The organism is Yoonia sp., assembly GCF_017854415.1.
In the GTDB taxonomy this organism is placed as follows: domain Bacteria; phylum Pseudomonadota; class Alphaproteobacteria; order Rhodobacterales; family Rhodobacteraceae; genus Yoonia.
The window spans coordinates 1-17,929 of the sequence record NZ_JAFMHR010000041.1 but is presented as its reverse complement, the minus strand read 5'-3'; the positions used below and the strand labels follow the sequence as shown (position 1 = coordinate 17,929).

19 protein-coding genes are annotated in these 17,929 nt (G+C 54.6%); 9 read left to right on the top strand and 10 right to left on the bottom strand.

All coding sequences use genetic code 11. The features are described from left to right. The first annotated feature begins 60 nt into the window (after positions 1 to 60). The 9 genes from QZ197_RS06700 (at position 61) to QZ197_RS06660 (ending at position 8,499) form a co-directional block, all read left to right on the top strand. On the top strand, positions 61 to 1,455 hold the full coding sequence (locus QZ197_RS06700; protein ID WP_296431108.1) for an aspartate aminotransferase family protein: 1,395 nt from the start codon (positions 61 to 63) through the stop codon (positions 1,453 to 1,455). A 2-nt stretch (positions 1,456 to 1,457) separates the two neighbouring features. Next, on the top strand, positions 1,458 to 2,759 hold the full coding sequence (locus tag QZ197_RS06695) for an FAD-binding oxidoreductase (protein WP_296431107.1): 1,302 nt from the start codon (positions 1,458 to 1,460) through the stop codon (positions 2,757 to 2,759). 181 nt (positions 2,760 to 2,940) lie between these two features. Beyond that, a complete protein-coding gene (locus QZ197_RS06690; protein ID WP_296431106.1) occupies positions 2,941 to 3,111 on the top strand; it encodes a hypothetical protein in 171 nt (56 codons plus the stop codon). 137 nt (positions 3,112 to 3,248) lie between these two features. Next, on the top strand, positions 3,249 to 5,072 hold the full coding sequence (yidC, locus tag QZ197_RS06685; RefSeq protein WP_296431105.1) for a membrane protein insertase YidC: 1,824 nt from the start codon (positions 3,249 to 3,251) through the stop codon (positions 5,070 to 5,072). Then, entirely contained in the window at positions 5,073 to 5,828 is a 756-nt protein-coding gene (locus QZ197_RS06680; protein WP_296431103.1) for an MOSC domain-containing protein, read from the top strand. 2 nt (positions 5,829 to 5,830) lie between these two features. Next, the gene (gene yihA, locus QZ197_RS06675) at positions 5,831 to 6,478 is read left to right on the top strand and encodes a ribosome biogenesis GTP-binding protein YihA/YsxC (protein ID WP_296431102.1); all 648 of its coding nucleotides are present in this window, start codon (positions 5,831 to 5,833) and stop codon (positions 6,476 to 6,478) included. Then, positions 6,475 to 7,353 carry an acetylglutamate kinase gene (gene argB / locus QZ197_RS06670; RefSeq protein WP_296431100.1) on the top strand — a complete coding sequence of 293 codons (879 nt, stop codon included), beginning with the start codon at positions 6,475 to 6,477 and terminating at the stop codon, positions 7,351 to 7,353. The genes yihA and argB overlap by 4 nt, the downstream gene beginning before the upstream one ends. A 34-nt stretch (positions 7,354 to 7,387) precedes the next feature. Further along, the gene (locus QZ197_RS06665) at positions 7,388 to 7,975 is read left to right on the top strand and encodes a ferredoxin (protein ID WP_296431099.1); all 588 of its coding nucleotides are present in this window, start codon (positions 7,388 to 7,390) and stop codon (positions 7,973 to 7,975) included. After that, positions 7,972 to 8,499 carry a histidine phosphatase family protein gene (locus tag QZ197_RS06660; RefSeq protein ID WP_296431098.1) on the top strand — a complete coding sequence of 176 codons (528 nt, stop codon included), beginning with the start codon at positions 7,972 to 7,974 and terminating at the stop codon, positions 8,497 to 8,499. Before QZ197_RS06665 ends, QZ197_RS06660 begins: the two co-directional genes overlap by 4 nt. 66 nt (positions 8,500 to 8,565) lie before the next feature. Here the strand turns inward: QZ197_RS06660 and QZ197_RS06655 are convergent, their stop codons facing one another. The 10 genes from QZ197_RS06655 to QZ197_RS06610 all read right to left on the bottom strand — a co-directional run. Beyond that, positions 8,566 to 9,333: an amino acid ABC transporter ATP-binding protein gene (locus tag QZ197_RS06655; protein WP_296431097.1), complete on the bottom strand. Its 768-nt coding sequence runs from the start codon at positions 9,331 to 9,333 to the stop codon at positions 8,566 to 8,568. A 14-nt stretch (positions 9,334 to 9,347) separates the two neighbouring features. Next, positions 9,348 to 10,646, bottom strand: coding sequence for an amino acid ABC transporter permease (locus QZ197_RS06650; RefSeq protein ID WP_296431096.1), 1,299 nt, complete (start codon positions 10,644 to 10,646; stop codon positions 9,348 to 9,350). A gap of 1 nt (position 10,647) precedes the next feature. Continuing rightward, entirely contained in the window at positions 10,648 to 11,862 is a 1,215-nt protein-coding gene (locus QZ197_RS06645) for an ABC transporter permease subunit (protein ID WP_296431094.1), read from the bottom strand. A gap of 128 nt (positions 11,863 to 11,990) precedes the next feature. Then, on the bottom strand, positions 11,991 to 13,013 hold the full coding sequence (locus tag QZ197_RS06640; RefSeq protein ID WP_296431093.1) for an amino acid ABC transporter substrate-binding protein: 1,023 nt from the start codon (positions 13,011 to 13,013) through the stop codon (positions 11,991 to 11,993). Between the two features lie 212 nt (positions 13,014 to 13,225). Beyond that, positions 13,226 to 13,936, bottom strand: a complete 711-nt coding sequence (locus tag QZ197_RS06635; RefSeq protein WP_296431092.1) for an ATP12 family protein — start codon at positions 13,934 to 13,936, stop codon at positions 13,226 to 13,228. A 4-nt stretch (positions 13,937 to 13,940) separates the two neighbouring features. After that, positions 13,941 to 14,612 carry an HAD-IA family hydrolase gene (locus tag QZ197_RS06630; RefSeq protein WP_296431091.1) on the bottom strand — a complete coding sequence of 224 codons (672 nt, stop codon included), beginning with the start codon at positions 14,610 to 14,612 and terminating at the stop codon, positions 13,941 to 13,943. Beyond that, positions 14,605 to 15,657, bottom strand: coding sequence for an RluA family pseudouridine synthase (locus QZ197_RS06625; protein WP_296431090.1), 1,053 nt, complete (start codon positions 15,655 to 15,657; stop codon positions 14,605 to 14,607). The genes QZ197_RS06630 and QZ197_RS06625 overlap by 8 nt, the downstream gene beginning before the upstream one ends. After that, the gene (gene crcB / locus QZ197_RS06620; protein WP_296431089.1) at positions 15,654 to 16,013 is read right to left on the bottom strand and encodes a fluoride efflux transporter CrcB; all 360 of its coding nucleotides are present in this window, start codon (positions 16,011 to 16,013) and stop codon (positions 15,654 to 15,656) included. Before crcB ends, QZ197_RS06625 begins: the two co-directional genes overlap by 4 nt. Before the next feature lie 61 nt (positions 16,014 to 16,074). Next, positions 16,075 to 17,385 carry a replication-associated recombination protein A gene (locus QZ197_RS06615; protein ID WP_296431088.1) on the bottom strand — a complete coding sequence of 437 codons (1,311 nt, stop codon included), beginning with the start codon at positions 17,383 to 17,385 and terminating at the stop codon, positions 16,075 to 16,077. A gap of 4 nt (positions 17,386 to 17,389) precedes the next feature. Continuing rightward, positions 17,390 to 17,929, bottom strand: a 540-nt coding sequence (locus QZ197_RS06610; protein ID WP_296431087.1) for a TauD/TfdA family dioxygenase, incomplete at its 5' end; no start/stop codon positions are given.

Sequence of the window (17,929 nt, the reverse complement as noted above, 5' to 3'; positions counted from 1 at the left end):
TATTTCTGTGCAAACACGCGCTATGACGACATCCCTTTCACCGCTTGACCCGAGGTCACCATGAACATTCTTGCCAACTACCCACCGACCGAAGAGCTTCAAGCGATCGATTCCGCCCACCACATGCACCCGTTCACACACAACAGTGCGCTGGCTGACAAAGGCGCACGTGTGATCACCTCTGCCAAGGGTGTGTGGCTCAAGGATAGTGAAGGTGAAGAAATCATTGACGGGATGGCGGGCCTATGGTGCGTAAATATCGGCTATGGTCGCACTGAACTAGCCGAGGCTGCTGCTCGCCAAATGCGCGAACTTCCTTTTTACAATACCTTCTTTCAAACCACGACCGTACCGGCCCTCATGCTGGCCAAAAAGCTGGCTGAACTTGCGCCCGGTGATCTGAATAACGTCTTCTTTGCCAACGGCGGCTCTGACGCCAATGACACCAATTTGCGGATGGTACGGACCTACTGGGCTGAAAAAGGCCAACCTGACCGCGATGTCGTGATTTCGCGCTGGAATGCTTATCACGGGTCAAGCATGGGCAGTGCGTCACTGGGCGGTATGAAAGGGATGCACGGCCAAGGCGGCCTGCCAATTCCCGGCATCACGTATATCGACCAACCCGATTGGTGGTCCGAAGGCGGCGATATGACCCCCGAGGACTTTGGTCTGGAGCGTGCCCAGCAGTTAGAAGCAAAGATCAAAGAAATCGGCCCCGAAAAAGTGGCTGCGTTTATTGCAGAACCCATCCAAGGCGCAGGCGGCGTGATTATTCCGCCCACGACATATTGGCCCGAAATCCAGCGTATCTGCAAAAAGTACGACATTCTACTGATCGCTGACGAAGTGATTTGCGCCTTTGGGCGGACGGGCAACTGGTTCGGCAGTCAGACGCTGGGGATTCAACCTGATATTATGACGGTCGCGAAGGGGCTTAGCTCTGGATATATCCCGATCGGGGCATCGATCGTATCAGACCGCGTCGCCGCCGTGATCCGCGATACCGATTTCAACCATGGCTATACCTATTCCGGTCATCCTGTCGCATGCGCCGTCGCCCTCGAAAATCTGCGCATCATCGAGGAAGAAGACATTATAAACCAAGTCCGCAATGTCACCGGTCCTTACCTGCGCAAAAAATGGGAAGCATTGGCTGACCATCCGCTGGTGGGCGAGGCCAAGATTGTTGGCATGATAGGCTCGATTGCTCTGACGCCAGACAAAGCATCACGCGCTGCATTCGCCGTTGAAGGCGGCGCAATTGGTCTTCTTTGCCGCGACCAGTGTTTTGCAAATAACATCATTATGCGCAGTGTGGACGACAGGATGGTGATCTCCCCCCCGCTCACCATCACTTGTGACGAGATCGACATTTTGATCGCCCGGGCAATCAAATCGCTGGACGAGACCTATGCGAAACTCAAGGCTGGCGGCATGTTGGTGTCCGCGTAGCAATGGATCTGCTCACCGCAAACGACCGGCAGGGTGAATACCCATCTTCGTATTATGCCGATACAGCCACTCTTTTAGACGGATTTCCAGCCGCCAAAGGCGCGCTGAACTGCGATGTCTGTGTCGTTGGTGCGGGCTTTACAGGGATGTCGACGGCCTATCATCTGGCAAAACGCGGCTATGATGTGATTGTGCTGGACGCCCAGCGTGTTGGCTTTGGGGCATCGGGGCGCAACGGCGGTCAAGTCAGCATGGGGCAACGCCGCGATCAAGAAGACCTCGAAGTGATGGTTGGCGATAGCCACGCCCGTCAGCTTTGGGACATTGGCGCACAAGCGGTCGATCTTGTCCGTGATCTGTGCGCCACCGAAGATGTGCATACCAGTTTTAATGACGGCATCGTGCATGCCGTCCACCGCAAACGCGACCATGCGCACAACCAAGCTTACGTCGATGTCATGGCGCAAAAATACGGCTACGATAAAGTCCGCGTGCTGGAACCGGACGAATGTCGACATCTGGTGAATTCGCCCGCCTATCACGGCGGCACGCTTGATATGGGCGGCGGTCATGTGAACCCGCTTGAGCTTGTGTTGGGCCTGACCCGCCTTGCAGTCGGTGCAGGTGCGCGCGTTTTTGAACAATCCAAGGTCGAAACCATCGAAGAGGGTGATCCAGCCTTGGTAAATACAGCCCAAGCGCAGATCAAAGCGCGCTATGTCGTGCTGGGCTGCAATGGCTATTTGGGCAATCTGCAAAAATCGGTGGCCCAACGTGTCATGCCGATTAACAACTTTATCGTGTCCACCAAGCCAATTGACCCCGCGCAGCAAGAGGACATAATTCGCAACAACCACGCCGTGGCAGATAGTAAATTTGTTGTGAACTACTTTCGCTTTTCGGACGATCATAGGCTTTTGTTTGGCGGCACAGAAAGCTATGGCTACCGATTTCCCAAGGATATTGCGGGATCGGTGCGCAAGCTCCTAACCGAGATTTTTCCGCAACTCAAAGACATCGAAATCGATCATGCTTGGGGCGGAACCCTTGCGATCACGATGAACCGCATGCCGCATTTCGCGCGGATTGGCGGGAATATTCTAACAATGTCAGGCTTTTCAGGCGCAGGCGTTGCACTTGGGACGCTCTCTGGGCAAATCGCCGCAGAAACCATCGCTGGCCAAGCCGAGCGGTTCGACATCATGGCCAAGGTTCCTACAATCCCCTTCCCCGGCGGGCCGCGCTTGCGGTCCCCGCTTCTGGTGCTGGCGATGCTCTGGTACAGCCTGCGTGACAAGCTTTAACCATACCAACCCAACAGGGGTGTGCAGACGTTGCGTTTTCTGGCAAACTCTTCCTAATCGAGCCTTGGTGGTGGCAAAACGCGGCTTAAGTTTCGCCGTATTGTGATAAAACTTTGCCCCATTTCCACCTATATGTTTGATTACGGTTCGATTGTGTTAGTTTGTTCAAGGTGTGTGAATTATGAAAAATGTATCCCAATCTATGGCCCCCCGCGAGGCGGCCCGGGCATTTTATGGCCAAGATGAAGCTGTGTTTGCAAGCATCGTGGAAAAGCTTGCTGAAAACGATCCGCGGTTGGTTGATGTCTTCAAGCGGACCCGTAAGCTGTACCTTGAGAACGAAAAATCCTGACATCACGTGACCAGTGACCACGTGCCCCGCGTCACATCTGCTTCAATCCATCCAAAAACCCTGAAAACAGCTTGACCTTTTGGCCTCTGAGGGGTTGAACAACCCCCAGACTTTCTAAGGAAAACGGGCGGTTTCAGATGGACGACCAGAACAAGAACCTGATCATTGCAACAGTGCTTAGCTTTGCCGTGATCGTGGCTTGGACAACGCTATTTCCACCAGAGGAATTGCCTGTCGATCTCACAGAGCAAACGACGCAAGTAACGCAGGATGCGACGCTGCCGATTGCTGATCCTGTGGCTTCGGCTGCAACGACGCCTACGGCGGCACAAGACACTGTTGCTGAAGCGCCGCGCTTATCGATTGAAACGAACGAATTCAGCGGTTCAATCTCGCTTTTGGGTGGTCGCATCGACGATCTCGCCCTGACGCAATACCGCGAAACGATTGATGAGGACGCCGAAGTCGTCCGCCTGTTGCGCCCTGTCGGAGAGCCTGGCGCGTATTTCGCGACCTTCGGTTGGACTGCTATCGAGGGACTTGACGCAACTGCCGCACCCGGCCCTGATACGCTTTGGACTTTAGAAAGCGGCGACACACTCACAACAACTAGCCCCGTTACAATTGCTTGGGACAATGGCGCAGGTCAGGTGTTCCGCACTGAAATCTCGGTTGATGACGCATTCATGTTCTCGTTCGCACAAAGCGTCGAAAATACTGGCGCTGCACCGATCTCTGCACGCCCGTACGGGTTATTGCGGCGCCACGGTCAGCCTGACGATCTCAAGAATTTCTTCATCCTGCACGAAGGTCTTGTCCGCATGACCGACGGCGAATTGGAAGAAACCGGGTATGACGACATCACTGAATACGTCGTCGATCCGCGCGAACGCACCCAAGCCGAACGATTGGACGTCACTACATCCGGTTGGATCGGCTACACCGATCACTTTTGGATGACGACCCTAATCCCAGATCAGGACGCCCCGTTCCGGTCAACATCCAAGTATTTCGACGGCCGTGATTTGTACCAAGCCGAAGCGGTGATGCCCGCTGAAACCGTCGCTGCTGGTGAAACTGCGACCGTTACAACCCGCCTTTTTGCTGGTGCAAAGGAGTGGGAAGCGATCCGCAACTATGAAGATAATGAGGGCGTTTACGGCTTTCTGGATAGCATTGATTGGGGTTGGTTCTTTTTCCTCACCAAGCCAATTTTTGCGCTGCTTCACTATCTGAACATCTTTATTGGCAACATGGGTTGGTCGATCCTGATGCTGACCGTGATCCTCAAGATCATCGTGCTGCCATTGGCCTATAAGTCCTACGTCTCAATGGCGAAGATGAAAGAGCTGCAGCCAGAGATGGAAAAGCTCAAGGAACGGACAGGCGACGACAAGCAAGCCATGCAACAAGGCATGATGAAGCTTTATAAGGAAAACAAGGTAAACCCGGCCGCCGGTTGTTTGCCGATCCTGCTGCAAATTCCGATCTTCTTTTCGCTTTATAAGGTGATCTTTGTCACGATCGAACTGCGGCACGCGCCATGGATTGGTTGGATCAAGGACCTTTCTGCGCCCGACCCTTCATCAATCGCTAACCTGTTTGGTCTGCTGCCTTACGCGGCGCCAGAGCCGGGTTCGATCCTAGCCCTGGTAATGATCGGTATCCTGCCAATCTTGTTGGGTGTTTCGATGTGGCTTCAGCAGAAACTCAATCCCGCCCCGACAGACGCGACCCAGCAGATGATCTTTGCATGGATGCCTTGGGTGTTTATGTTCATGCTCGGTTCATTCGCGTCCGGCCTTGTGCTGTACTGGATCGCCAACAACATCATTACCTTCACGCAGCAATATCTGATTATGCGCAGCCATGGGGCCAAGCCCGATGTCTTTGGCAATATCAAATCAAGCCTCAAGAAAAAGGCCGCCGCGGTCGAGACTGATAAGAAAGAGGACAAGTAAATGATCAATGTCGCTGCGTTGTGGCGGCATCCGATCAAGAGCCATGGGCGCGAGGCATTGGATCAAGTAACGCTTGTTACAGGGCAAACCATGCCATGGGACAGGCACTGGGCAGTCGCCCATGACAGGACTAAATTCGACGCCACTGCCCCGGCTTGGGCCCACTGTCGGAACTTCATGATCGGGACAAGCACACCTGCGCTTGCCGGTATCTGGGCGCAGTATGACGAGGCTGAAAAGACCATTCATCTGCGCCATTCCGATCTAGGTGAAATCAGTTTCGATCCCGACAGCAGCGGTGACGCTGCGCGCTTTCTGGCTTGGGTCACGCCCCTTTGTCCGCAAGACGGCTTTCAACCTGCGGCCATCGTGAAAGCCCCCGAACGCGGTATGACCGACAGCGACTATCCAACGGTGTCGATTATGACAAAGGCCAGCCACGCAGCCGTGGAGCAAGCCCTTGGTCACCCGCTTGACGTAGAACGCTGGCGCGGAAATATCTGGCTGGACGGTGCCGACGCTTGGGAAGAAACATCATGGATCGGTCAGACGCTACAGGTTGGTAACGCGGTGCTTGAGGTCGTAGAGCCGATCGCGCGTTGCAAGCACACGATGTCCAATCCCGCGACGGGCCAACGCGACGTAGATCCGCTGGCGGCCCTGCGCGACGGATGGGACCATCAGAATTTTGGCGTCTATGCCACAGTAAAACAGGGTGCTAACATCGCCCTCAACGACAAGGTCGAGGTTCTCTGAACATGGAAATGCGCTTTCCCGAAGTCCAAACACCGGACCACGCAGCACTTGAAAAAGGCCGCCTGCTATTTGCGGGCGAAACCGACTTTGTCAAAGGCGTGGTGGCGATGGACGGCTTGCCACCTGCCGACCGGGTCGAAATTTGCTTTGCAGGCCGCTCTAACGTGGGCAAGTCGTCGTTGATCAACGCGCTGACTGGCCGCAAAGGCCTTGCGCGGGCCTCTAACACGCCGGGGCGCACGCAAGAGATCAACTTTTTCACAGCAGGCGATATCTATGTCGTCGACCTGCCCGGCTATGGCTTTGCAAACGCGCCTTTGGCAGTTGTCGAAAAGTGGCAACGCTTGCTAAAGCGCTATTTGTCAGGTCGCCAGACATTACGCCGTGTCTTTGTTCTGATCGATGCGCGCCACGGCGCTAAGGCTGTGGACGAAGAAATCATGTCCTTGCTGGACAGCTCTGCTGTGACTTTTCAGGTCGTCATGACCAAAGTCGACAAGCTGAAAGGCGACGCGCTTCAAACGTCATTGGACAAAACCCGCGCGGCCTTGGCCAAGCATCCCGCAGCCTTTCCGGAACTGATCCTCAGCTCCTCGGAAAAGGGCGAGGGGATTGAAACATTGCGCGCTATCATCGCAGGTATCGAATGAAGACGAGGACCGAAGACATGAGCCGTGACTGGATCGCTACCGCCCGCACCTTATCAGAAGCGCTACCTTATCTTCAGCGGTATTCTGGTGCGGTCGTCGTTGTGAAATTTGGCGGCAACGCGATGGGCGACGCCGATGCTATGGCCGAGTTTGCACGAGATATCGTGCTGATGAAGCAAGTTGGCATGAACCCTGTGGTGGTCCATGGTGGTGGGCCAATGATCAACGAAATGTTGGATCGGCTGGGGATCAAATCCGAATTTGTACGCGGTAAACGTGTGACGGATAAGGCCACTGTTGAAGTTGTTGAAATGGTGCTGACAGGGCTCGTCAACAAACGGATCGTGCAGGCAATCATGGATGAAGGCGGTCGCGCGGTAGGCCTGTCGGGGAAAGATGATGACCTTATGGTCGCCGAAGCGGACGATCCCGAATTGGGCTTTGTTGGCATACCTGTTGAAATGAACGTGCAGGTTTTGCGTGATCTCTACACCGCAGGCATTATCCCGGTGGTGGCTCCAGTGGCTACAGGAATGGATATGCTGGAAACCTTTAACGTCAATGGTGACACTGCAGCAGGCGCAATTGCGGCGGCGCTCAAGGCGGATCGCCTTTTGCTTCTCACCGATGTACCAGGCGTCAAGGATGCAAGCGGGGACGTCGTCACACAGCTGTCGCCGGATCAGGTCCGCGCTATGATCGCCGACGGGACCATTGCTGGTGGCATGATCCCCAAAGCCGAAACAGCCTTGGACGCGATCGAAAAAGGTGTGCGCGCGGTTGTAATTCTGGACGGACGCCTGCCCAACGCCAGCCTGCTTGAGCTGTTTACCGAACACGGTGCCGGCTCGATCATCCGAGAACCACGCGACTGACGCCCGGTTGCGCGCGCCCTACGATATTGCCGCTGTGCTGCGCCCACTCGGGTTACAACATCTTGGCGACTGCCCCGATGGTGCTAGCACGATCAGCCTGATCGGACCGGATGAGCCACGTTTTTGGCCCATCTTTGAAGCCAGCAATGAGTATCGAGACGGTCGCGATAACCCGCTAGACCGATGGTCGGAACGCGTCATAAGCAAGATAGCCGAAGACTGCGACGCAGAGGCCCTATTTCCCTTTGGTGGGCCGCCCTATGCGCCCTTCTTTACATGGGCTAAGCGGTCGGGTCGGTTCTGGGCGTCACCAATCGATTTTCTGGTTCATGATGCTGCAGGGCTCTTTGTGTCGTTTCGTGGGGCTCTGCGGTGGTCTTTGCCAGCGCAGGCAGGCAATGCTTCACAGCCTTGCCTGACATGTACAGAGCCATGCAAGACCGCCTGCCCTGTCGATGCCTTCAAAGATGGCTATGATGTCGCAGCGTGCAAAGCGCACGTCATATCCGATGCTGGCCGCGATTGCCGCACACGCGGCTGTCTTGCGCGCCGCGCCTGTCCTGTTGGACAAGGCAACCGCCTGTCAGCCCAAGCGGCATTCCACATGGAGGCTTTCTTATGAGCTTACGTCTTATTCTTATCCGGCACGGAAAATCTAGTTGGGACGATCCTTTTGGTGATGACCACGCGCGCGTCTTAAACGAACGCGGGCGCACATCCGCAACGGCAATCGGGGAATGGATGGCCCAAGAAGGCTATCTACCTAATATTGTGCTTTGTTCAGACGCAGCCCGCACGCAAGAAACAGCAAAGCTGGTTTTGACTTCGCTGGATCCACAGCCAAAGCTGCAGCTATCAGGCAGAATTTATCATGCTTCACCTGATACGATCCTTGATTTGATCCATCAGCAGACTTCGCAAACCGTCGCTGTGATCGGCCACAATCCGGGGATCGGCATGCTGGCAAATGCGTTGGTCAAGACCGCGCCAAAGCATCACCGGTTCAGTGACTACCCGACTTGCGCCAGCACTGTGATCGATTTTGACGTCAGCAGTTGGGGACAAGTCAAACCGCGGTCCGGCACTTGCGCCGCATTTGTGGTCCCACGTGATCTGATCGGCACGACCGTCCACGACATCGAATAAGCATTACGCTTTTCAAACAAAAAGCCTCGGTGGAAACCGAGGCTTTTTACGTTTTTGTAGCGTGTTTTAGTGACCCAAAATCTGGCTCAGGAACAACTGGGTCCGGTCGGACTTGGGGTTGTTAAAGAACTCTTCCGGCTCGTTTTGTTCAACGATCTGGCCTTGGTCCATAAAGATCACGCGGTTCGCCACCTGACGGGCAAAGCCCATCTCGTGGGTGACGCACAGCATAGTCATACCTTCTTCGGCCAACTCGATCATCGTATCAAGAACTTCTTTGATCATCTCTGGGTCAAGCGCTGATGTCGGTTCGTCAAACAGCATGATGCGCGGGCGCATGCACAGCGAACGGGCAATCGCCACACGCTGTTGCTGACCACCAGACAACTGACCGGGGTACTTATCGGCCTGCTCTGGGATTTTCACCTTTTCAAGGAAGTGCATTGCCGTTTCCTCGGCTTCCTTCTTGGGTGTTTTGCGCACCCAGATCGGGGCCAGTGTGCAGTTCTCAAGGATCGTCAGATGCGGGAACAGGTTGAAGTGCTGAAAGCACATGCCAACCTCTGACCGGATCTTGTCGATGTTCTTAAGGTCGGACGACAAGATCGTGCCGTCCACCTCAATCTTGCCTTGCTGGTGCTCTTCAAGCGCGTTGATGCATCGGATCAGCGTAGACTTACCTGAACCCGACGGGCCACAGATAACGATACGCTCGCCCCGCTGGACGGTTAGATCGATGTCACGCAGCACGTGAAAAGATCCGTACCACTTGTTCATATTTTCGATCGTGATCGCAACCTCGTCAGAGACTTGCAGTTTTGTAGCTTCGGCCATGATTTCAGCCTCCCTTAACGGTGGTCGGTTGCGAGCCTACGCTCCAACCATTGTGAGTATTGTGAAATGCCGTAGCACGTGATGAAGAACAGCAGGCCGGCAAAGCCCCAGAGTTCCCAATAGACGCCGATCCAGTCGGAAGACGACAAAATGGGACCACGGATCATGCCAACGATATCAAACATCGAAATAATCGCGACGAGCGTTGTATCTTTGAACAGGCCAACGGCGATGTTCACGATACCCGGGATCGAGATTTTCAAGGCTTGTGGCAGGATGATCAAACGCATTGCTTGCGCATAATCAAGGCCAAGGCTGTCCGCCGCTTCATACTGTCCCTTTGGCAACGCAGCCAAACCACCGCGGATCACCTCGGCGATATAAGCGGCAGAGAACATTGTGATCATAATCACAACACGCAGGAACAGATCGACTGTGCTTTCTGGCGGGAAGAAGAATGCCAACATGACCGATGCAACGAACAGCAGCGTAATCAAAGGCACACCGCGAATGAACTCGATGAAGATCACGCAAATCCATTTGATCAAAGGCATCGACGACTGACGTCCCAAAGCAAGCACAATGCCTAGCGGAATGGACAAGGACACACAGGTCACACCCAACATCATGTTCAGCATGAAGCCACCCATGTCACGGCTTGCCACCGACACCAGCCACGCGTTGTCACTGGCACCCTCGGGGATCAACAGACCGCCGATATACCAGACGACGAAAGCTGCGGCGACCCCACCAAAGAAGCCAAGCGCAAAGCTTCCTTTCACAAAGCGCTGGTAAACGACGTAGCCAGCCACAAAGCCAAGCAAAGCCAGGATAGGTGCAAGAACCGTGCCGCCCCAAAGTAGCCAAAACGCAATGAAGGGGTAAAGCGCAGTAAAAATAAGCATTTTACGCGGCAGGTCAAAGAACATCACCGGCGCCGCCGCTACAAACAGCAGCAGATAAGCCACGCCCGGACGCCAGTATTCCTCGGACGGGTAGCTAAGACCGAACAAGAGTTGCGGCCAGCGTTCGGAAATGACCGCAAAGCATGCACCGCGCGCACCGACAAGGATGTCACGGCACTCGGACAGATTTGATGCTTTCCAGACGCCGTTGGCAATCCATGGGACAACGCCCGATAGTACCGAAATGATCACATAGAACGACACGAGTGTAAGGACCGCATTTGGAATGGTCGCGAACAAGTTCTCGCGCATCCATTTGATCGCCCCCCGCTCTGTCACGGGTGGTGGTAGTTGCGGAAGGGTCTCGGTGCGAACGAACGAAACTGAATGAGAATGTGGATCTGACATATCAGCGCTCCTTCAGTTTCATGGCGTTGTTATAGACGTTCATCACACCCGAAATCGTCAGCGAAATCGTGAGATAGAACAGCATCAACAAAAGGATACACTCAATCGCGCGACCTGTTTGGTTCAGCGTGATCCCACCCAACGTCGCGGTCACGTCGGCATAACCCACGGCAATCGCTAGCGAAGAGTTCTTGGTGATGTTCAGATATTGCGAAATCAGCGGCGGGATAATCACACGCAGCGCCTGTGGCAGAACCACCAGCGACATGATCCGACCCGGACGCATGCCCAGCGCGGCTGCGGCTTCTGTTTGGCCACGCGAAACAGCCTGAATACCTGCTCGCACGTTTTCTGCGATAAAGGCACCTGTGTAGATCGACAAAGCAAACCAGAGTGCGATCAAAGGGCCGCCCAACTGTGTGCCACCAGAAAAGTTAAACCCGGACAATGCCGGATAATCCAGCGTGATAGGCTGACCCATGATGAAGTGCATCAAGATAACTGGCACAAAGAACAGACCGACGCTTGGCCAGAATGTCGGCAGCAAACGGCCTGTATCAAACAGAAGCTTGGTTGCGTAACGACGGAATGCAAAGATACCGACAATAGACGCCACGAATGTCAGAACAACAACGAGCGAACCTGCCCCCCAAATTGGGGCCGGAATGTAAACGCCGCGATTGGTAAATGCGAAGGCATCAAATAACATCGACGCTTCAGGACTATCACCGCGAAAGTCTCTTGGTGCGGGCATGACGTTGGTCATGATCGTGAAGATGATAATGATCCAGATTAGAACCGGAATGTTGCGGAATATCTCAACATAAAAGGCCATCAATTTGCCGACCAACCAATTGTTCGACAAACGCAGCACACCGGCGATCACGCCAAAGAATGTCGCGGTGACGCAAGCAAGGACAGCTACCAAAAGCGTATTCAGGATGCCGACAATTGCAGCGCTCGCGTGCGTTGACTGACTGTCATACGCGATCAGTGTTTGATTGATGTCATAGCCCGAGACACTGTCAAGAAAGCTAAAACTGATATTCAAACCGGCTGCGCGCAGGTTCTGGATTAGGTTGTTGCCGAGGTACCAAAAAGCCAATGCTATAACGATAGCCGCAATCGCCTGAAATGTCAGTGAGCGATAGCGGGTATCATTGATAAGCATCGACAGACGAAAGGTGCTCTCAGGCGGGTCTGTTATCGATGACATTGATTTTCCCCGTTTTGCCGGCGTTTGTGGTTGGCGACTTAAGCCGCTCGATTCACGCCGTTCTTTTTTTGTCTTGGGTAGTGAAAAGGCGCGGTAATAACCGCGCCTTTTGGTCTTCTATCCAGTTCCTAGCGGAATGGCGGGGAGTAAAGCAGACCGCCTTGCGTCCAGAGCGCGTTCAGACCGCGGGCCAGACCAACAGGTGTGCTTTCACCGATGTGCTTTTCAAAGATCTCGCCGTAGTTGCCATCGGACATGATCGCTTGCTTTGCCCAATCAGCTGGCAGACCAAGCATCGCGCCCAATTCACCTTCTGTACCCAGCAAGCGGTTAACTTCTGGGCTGTCAGTTGGTGCAGCAGACAGCTCTGCGATGTTTGCAGATGTGACACCCAGCTCTTCAGCTGTGATCAATGCGTTCAGTGTCCAACGGACAATGTCGCCCCAATCGTTGTCGCCATGACGGACCAATGGGCCGAGTGGCTCTTTGGAGACGATTTCTGGCAGAAGGATGTGATCAGCTGGTGTTTCAAACGAGCTACGTGTTGCAGCCAACGCAGATGCGTCAGTTGTGTAAACGTCACATGCACCAGCGATGTACTGCTGCTGTGCTTCTGCGGCCGTTTCGATTGGCACTGGCTCATAGCTCATGCCGTTTGCACGGAAGTAGTCAGCAAGGTTCAGCTCTGTTGTTGTACCAGTTTGGATACATACAGTTGCGCCGTCCAATTCTGTTGCAGAAGAAACGCCCAAATTGCGTGGCACCATGAAGCCTTGGCCGTCATAGTAGTTGATACCTGTGAATTCGAATTTCAGGTCAACGTCGCGGCTAAGTGTCCATGTGGTGTTACGCGCCAGCATGTCGATCTCGCCGGAAGCCAGCGCAGTAAAGCGTGTCTTGCCAGTTGTCGGGATGAACTCGACAGCATCGCTGTCGCCAAAGATCGCAGCGGCAACAGCGCGACAAACGCTGACGTCGATGCCTTCCCAAACGCCATTCGCGTCTGGTGCTGCAAATCCGACAACACCTGTCGTCACACCACAGTTCAATGCGCCGCGTGCTTTGACGTCGTCAAGTGTCGCAGCAGAAGCCATGCTTGCAGCCGCAACGCCAGCTACGGTTAGTGCGCCGAAAAATACGGTTTTATTCATTTGTACCTCTTCCTGAGTTTTCACCCCATCGGGTGAACGATTTTTGTCCCGTCCCGTTAGACAGATTTTTTTGAGCCGATTAGTTCCGCTTCAATGTACCGAAACTTTGTTTATTTGGCCCAAGAGTCAAGTGCGGTCCCACAAAAAGACCAAGCCAATGCCACAATATTGAGCAAATTAAGCCACGTTTGCGCTAAGTATCAGCGCTCGTCTCAGGATTTTGAGAGTGTGTAAAATGCTGCCGCATCAAAAAATGCTTGTTTTTTCACCAGCTCATGAGCAGTCGCTTCGTCGTCAGCGCCCCATTGCTCGACTTGCCAATGTTCATCTATGCGCGACAACAACCATGCTTCGTCAGGCGACAACGCGCTCTTCGTAACAGCCAGCGCCAGCACTAGAGACCCAGAAATACTGATCAAATCATGCGCAGCAGCGATGGCAAACTCGTCAAATAAAGCAAGTTCCGCCGCGAGGTTCTCAAGTGCGAGTGCGGTCTGCGGTACATGCATCACGCCTTCGCCAACAAACAGGCGTGCATTCAATGTCTTGGCGGCCCAATCAAGCACCGGATCCCAACCTGCCGCTTGCCGAGCGATCAATGCTTCCGGTCCCGCAGCACGGTAGCACAGCAGGTCGCTATCACCGTATTCCGCGAGAAGTGCGATAACTTCGTGACGTTGCGTCCTTACTTTATCGATCGCGGCATTTGCACCGCGCGTGACAGGCATTGTGCGTGGATCAACGAGTTTTTCCTGTGCGTCCCACTCTGAAGCGATAGCTTCGGCCATGGCAAGCGTCGGCACTTGCAGCAGTGCTTTGGCAGGGGTGCGCACTGGTCGTGCGTCAAGTAGCACAGCAAATCCGCCCTCGACGGGCGACGCAGTTGCGGTTTTCCAGAACCTTTTGGGCTTCCAGTCACTCATGTTTTCAAGAACCTAACAGCTGGTCAACAGCCCCCGACAGGGCCGCAAATTCTTTGATCATCGCATCAGGGTTCAGCATCTCAGCTGCGTGATATCCCCAAGTGACGCCGATCTTCTTGATGCCCGCTGCACGCGCCATATCCATATCATAGGTCGTATCACCAAGCATGACGGCCTTTTGCTGCGCGACGCCGGTTTCGTTCAAGGCCGCAAGAATCATCGACGGGTGCGGCTTGGACGGATGGTGATCAGCGACTTGTTCACTGTGGAAAACGCCGGTTAGACCGTGGCGTTCAAGCATCTTGTCCAACCCGCGACGCGATTTGCCTGTGGCAACAGCAAGCAGTGTATGATCCTGCGCGCGCAACACATCCAAGGCGTCCAGCGCGCCAGGGAAAAGTGGGCTTAGCTCTGCCTTGCCGTCGGGACCGCGCAGTTCATTAAAGGCATCTTTATAGGCTTGCACGAGATGCGCGCGGGCCGTTTCGGACGCTTCTGGACAAAGCTTTGCAAATGCCTCGTTCAGCGAAAGGCCAACAATCGAAAGCACGGCTTTACGATCGGGCATTGTGAACTGGGATGCACCAAAGGCCAGCGTCATCGCGGCCATAATCTCGGCCTGACTGTCGACGAGCGTGCCGTCGACATCGAATATCACAAGGCGCAGATCAGGCATCGGGCATATTGAACGGATCAACGGGGGCATGGCCCACGACCCAGCCTACGAAATCCCACGTGTTTTGCATGTGATCGGGCAAAGGTGCGGTCAAATGAAGGGTCGCGCCAGTCGCAGGGTGCTCGATCGTCAGGCTGCGGGCATGCAGATGCAATTTGCGCCCAATCTCGCTGCCCATACCAGCGCCCCAACCGTCGCCAAGGTTTTCCTGACTAGAACCACCGTATTTGCCATCACCAATAATCGGATGCCCGATCTCGGCCATATGCGCACGCAGCTGGTGTGTGCGGCCAGTGATCGGGACCAACGCACACCAACCGGCACGGCTGGCCAGCGTATCCATCACGGCGTAATCCGAAGTCGCGCGCTTTGCGCCTTCGGTTTGGTCGACTTCTCGGGGATGCACACAGCGCATCTTTTCGTTATCGCCGCCGCGACCACCGCCAGATTTCACCAGTCCGTATTTGATCGTACCCGCACGCGGATGCGGCACACCAGCGACGGCAGCCCAGTAAATCTTGCGGGTCTCGCGGTGCTTAAGGTTTTCGGTCAATTGCTTGGCCATCATGCGAGTCCGCGCAAGTAACATCACACCCGATGTGTCCTTGTCCAAACGGTGCACCAAACGCGGTTTTTCGTCATAACCGAACACCAACGCCTCGGACAACCCATCGACATGACGGGTGGTGTTCGTCCCGCCTTGGGTGGCAAGCCCATGCGGTTTATTGATCGCGATGATGTGGTCGTCTTTGTAGATCACGCAGGACTGGATCAGCTTGGCGTCCGCCTTGGTGACACCGTGCTTGGCCAATGACGCAGCAGCAGCCGCTTCTTCCTCGGACGGAAGCGGGGGAATGCGAACCTTTTGACCAACGTCCAATCGCGCATTGGATTTCACGCGGCCACCATCGACCCGTAGTTCACCCTTGCGGCACATCTTTTCGATGCGGCCTTGGGTCAGATGCGGGAACAGGCGACGCAGATAACGATCAAGGCGTTGATCACCGTCGTCAGGGCCAATAACCCGCGTTTGCACACCACTCATGTTGTCATTCCTCTTGCGATCCAAAGACCGGCCCCGCAGGCAAATACAGATAGGATCAGCGACGCTAGAATATAAGAGCCCGCTGTTGTGACGCGGCCTTCTTCAACCAAACGCAATGCGTCCAGCGAGAAGGCTGAAAACGTCGTAAACCCACCCAAAACACCTGTCATCAAGAACGGCAACCAATGTTGCAGCCCACGATCCGCCAAATGCACCCAGACCACGCCAATGGCAAAGGACCCGATGACATTGACGGTCAACGTCCCCATCGGAAAGGCCACAACCAATCCGACAAAATAGCGCAATACAGAGCCTAAAGCCCCACCAAGGGCCACAGAGATTACAGGTGTTATCATGCGCCCCACTTGAGCCTTTGTGGGCTGCTTGTCAATTCTTCGCGCACCAACGGCGCGGCACCTAACTTTTAGCGCGTTTCGCGCGCAGTCCGGCAAAGTAATCGACGCGCTTTTTCAAATCACGCTCGAACCCGCGATCAACGGGGATGTAATAAACACCGCGTTTCATGGTGTCGGGGAAATAGTTCTGCCCGCTGAACCCGTCTTCTGCGTCGTGGTCATAGGCGTAGCCAGCCCCAAATCCCTGTTCTTTCATCAACGTGGTTGGTGCGTTCAGGATATGTGAGGGCGGCGGTTCTGATCCGGTTTGTTTGGCCGCATTCACCGCCGCCTTATAGGCCACATAAACAGCATTCGATTTGGGTGCGAGGGCAAGATAGGTCAAGGCCTGTGCCAAAGCCAATTCACCTTCCGGCGATCCCAGCCGCTCATAGGTTTCCCATGCTTGCAGGCAAACAGCTTGGGCCTGCGGATCAGCAAGGCCGATATCTTCAACCGCCATGCGGGTGATACGGCGGGCCAAGAACCGAGGATCCTCGCCCCCGCCTAGCATCCGTGCAAACCAGTAAAGTGCTGCATCAGGGTCCGATCCACGCACAGATTTATGTAAGGCGCTGATCAGGTTGTAATGCTCGTCACCCGACTTGTCGTATTTGACCGCGCGCTTCATCAGCCGCTTGGACAGATCGTCTGTAGTCAATTTCTTGTCAGTTTTCCAAGCGGCCACCTGTTCGATAAGATTAAGCAGAGCACGGCCATCACCATCAGCCATGGTCAGCAAGGCATCGCGCGCATGACCGTCCAGCGGCAAGGCACGCCCGAGTTCTTTTTCAGCGCGCTGTGCCAGCAGTTCGAGGTCTTTGAGGTCCAGCCGCGTGAGGATGAACACCTGGCTGCGGCTAAGCACCGCTGCGTTCAATTCGAAACTGGGGTTTTCTGTCGTTGCCCCGACTAACAAGATCGTGCCGTCCTCCATATACGGCAAAAACCCGTCTTGCTGGGCTTTGTTGAAACGGTGGATTTCGTCCACGAACAACAACGTGCCTTTGCCGTTCTGGCGACGTATCTTTGCGGCCTCAAAAACCTTCCTCAGTTCGGGAACACCCGTGAAAATAGCGCTGATCTGGACGAAATGCAGGTCCGTTTCATCGGCAAGCAAACGCGCAATGGTGGTCTTGCCCACACCCGGCGGGCCCCAAAAGATCAGCGAAGATAACGATCCAGAGGCCAGCATTGTCCCCAAAGGCGCATCTGGCCCCAGAACCTGTTGCTGCCCGATCACCTCGGACAGCTTCGCAGGGCGCAATCGGTCCGCCAGCGGGCGCGGGCCTGCGGGAGTATCTTTTGTGGAACTGTCGAACAAATCGGCCAAAGTATTAATCCAAAGGTGCGTGAAGTTTCGTCTGCGCCGTCACGATACCACCACGGTTGCCAATCTCAATGGAGCCATAGCGCTGTTGAAAGCTCGTAGGCAACGCACGATCACCCGGCAAGGTCAGCCAAAGGCGCAGAAGATGGCGGCGCTGGTCGGGATCAGGCCAATCAGTGAACCCCGTCCGGTCGTGTAACTGGGAATGATTATACACAAACTGCATGTCACCGGGCCGCAAGCACATCCCGAAATGCAGCGCGGGATCGTTGGCGAACGCATCAAACATATCCAATGCAGCTACATGGTCAGGTGTTAACTTCAGCACACCAGCAAACCGCTGCGCACTGTCAATATACTGGCGTTGGTAAAATACGGTCAGCTTTCCATCGTGCCAACTGAATGGCGGAATTTCCATATAGTGTTTAGCGCCATCTGGGATTTCACCACGCCTGTCGGTCGCAATAGGCTCGAACAAGCGTTCCAGCAAATTGGTCTTGTCACGGTTTAGTTCCGGTCTCTTTCGAGCAATGTTTGCAATGAAGGA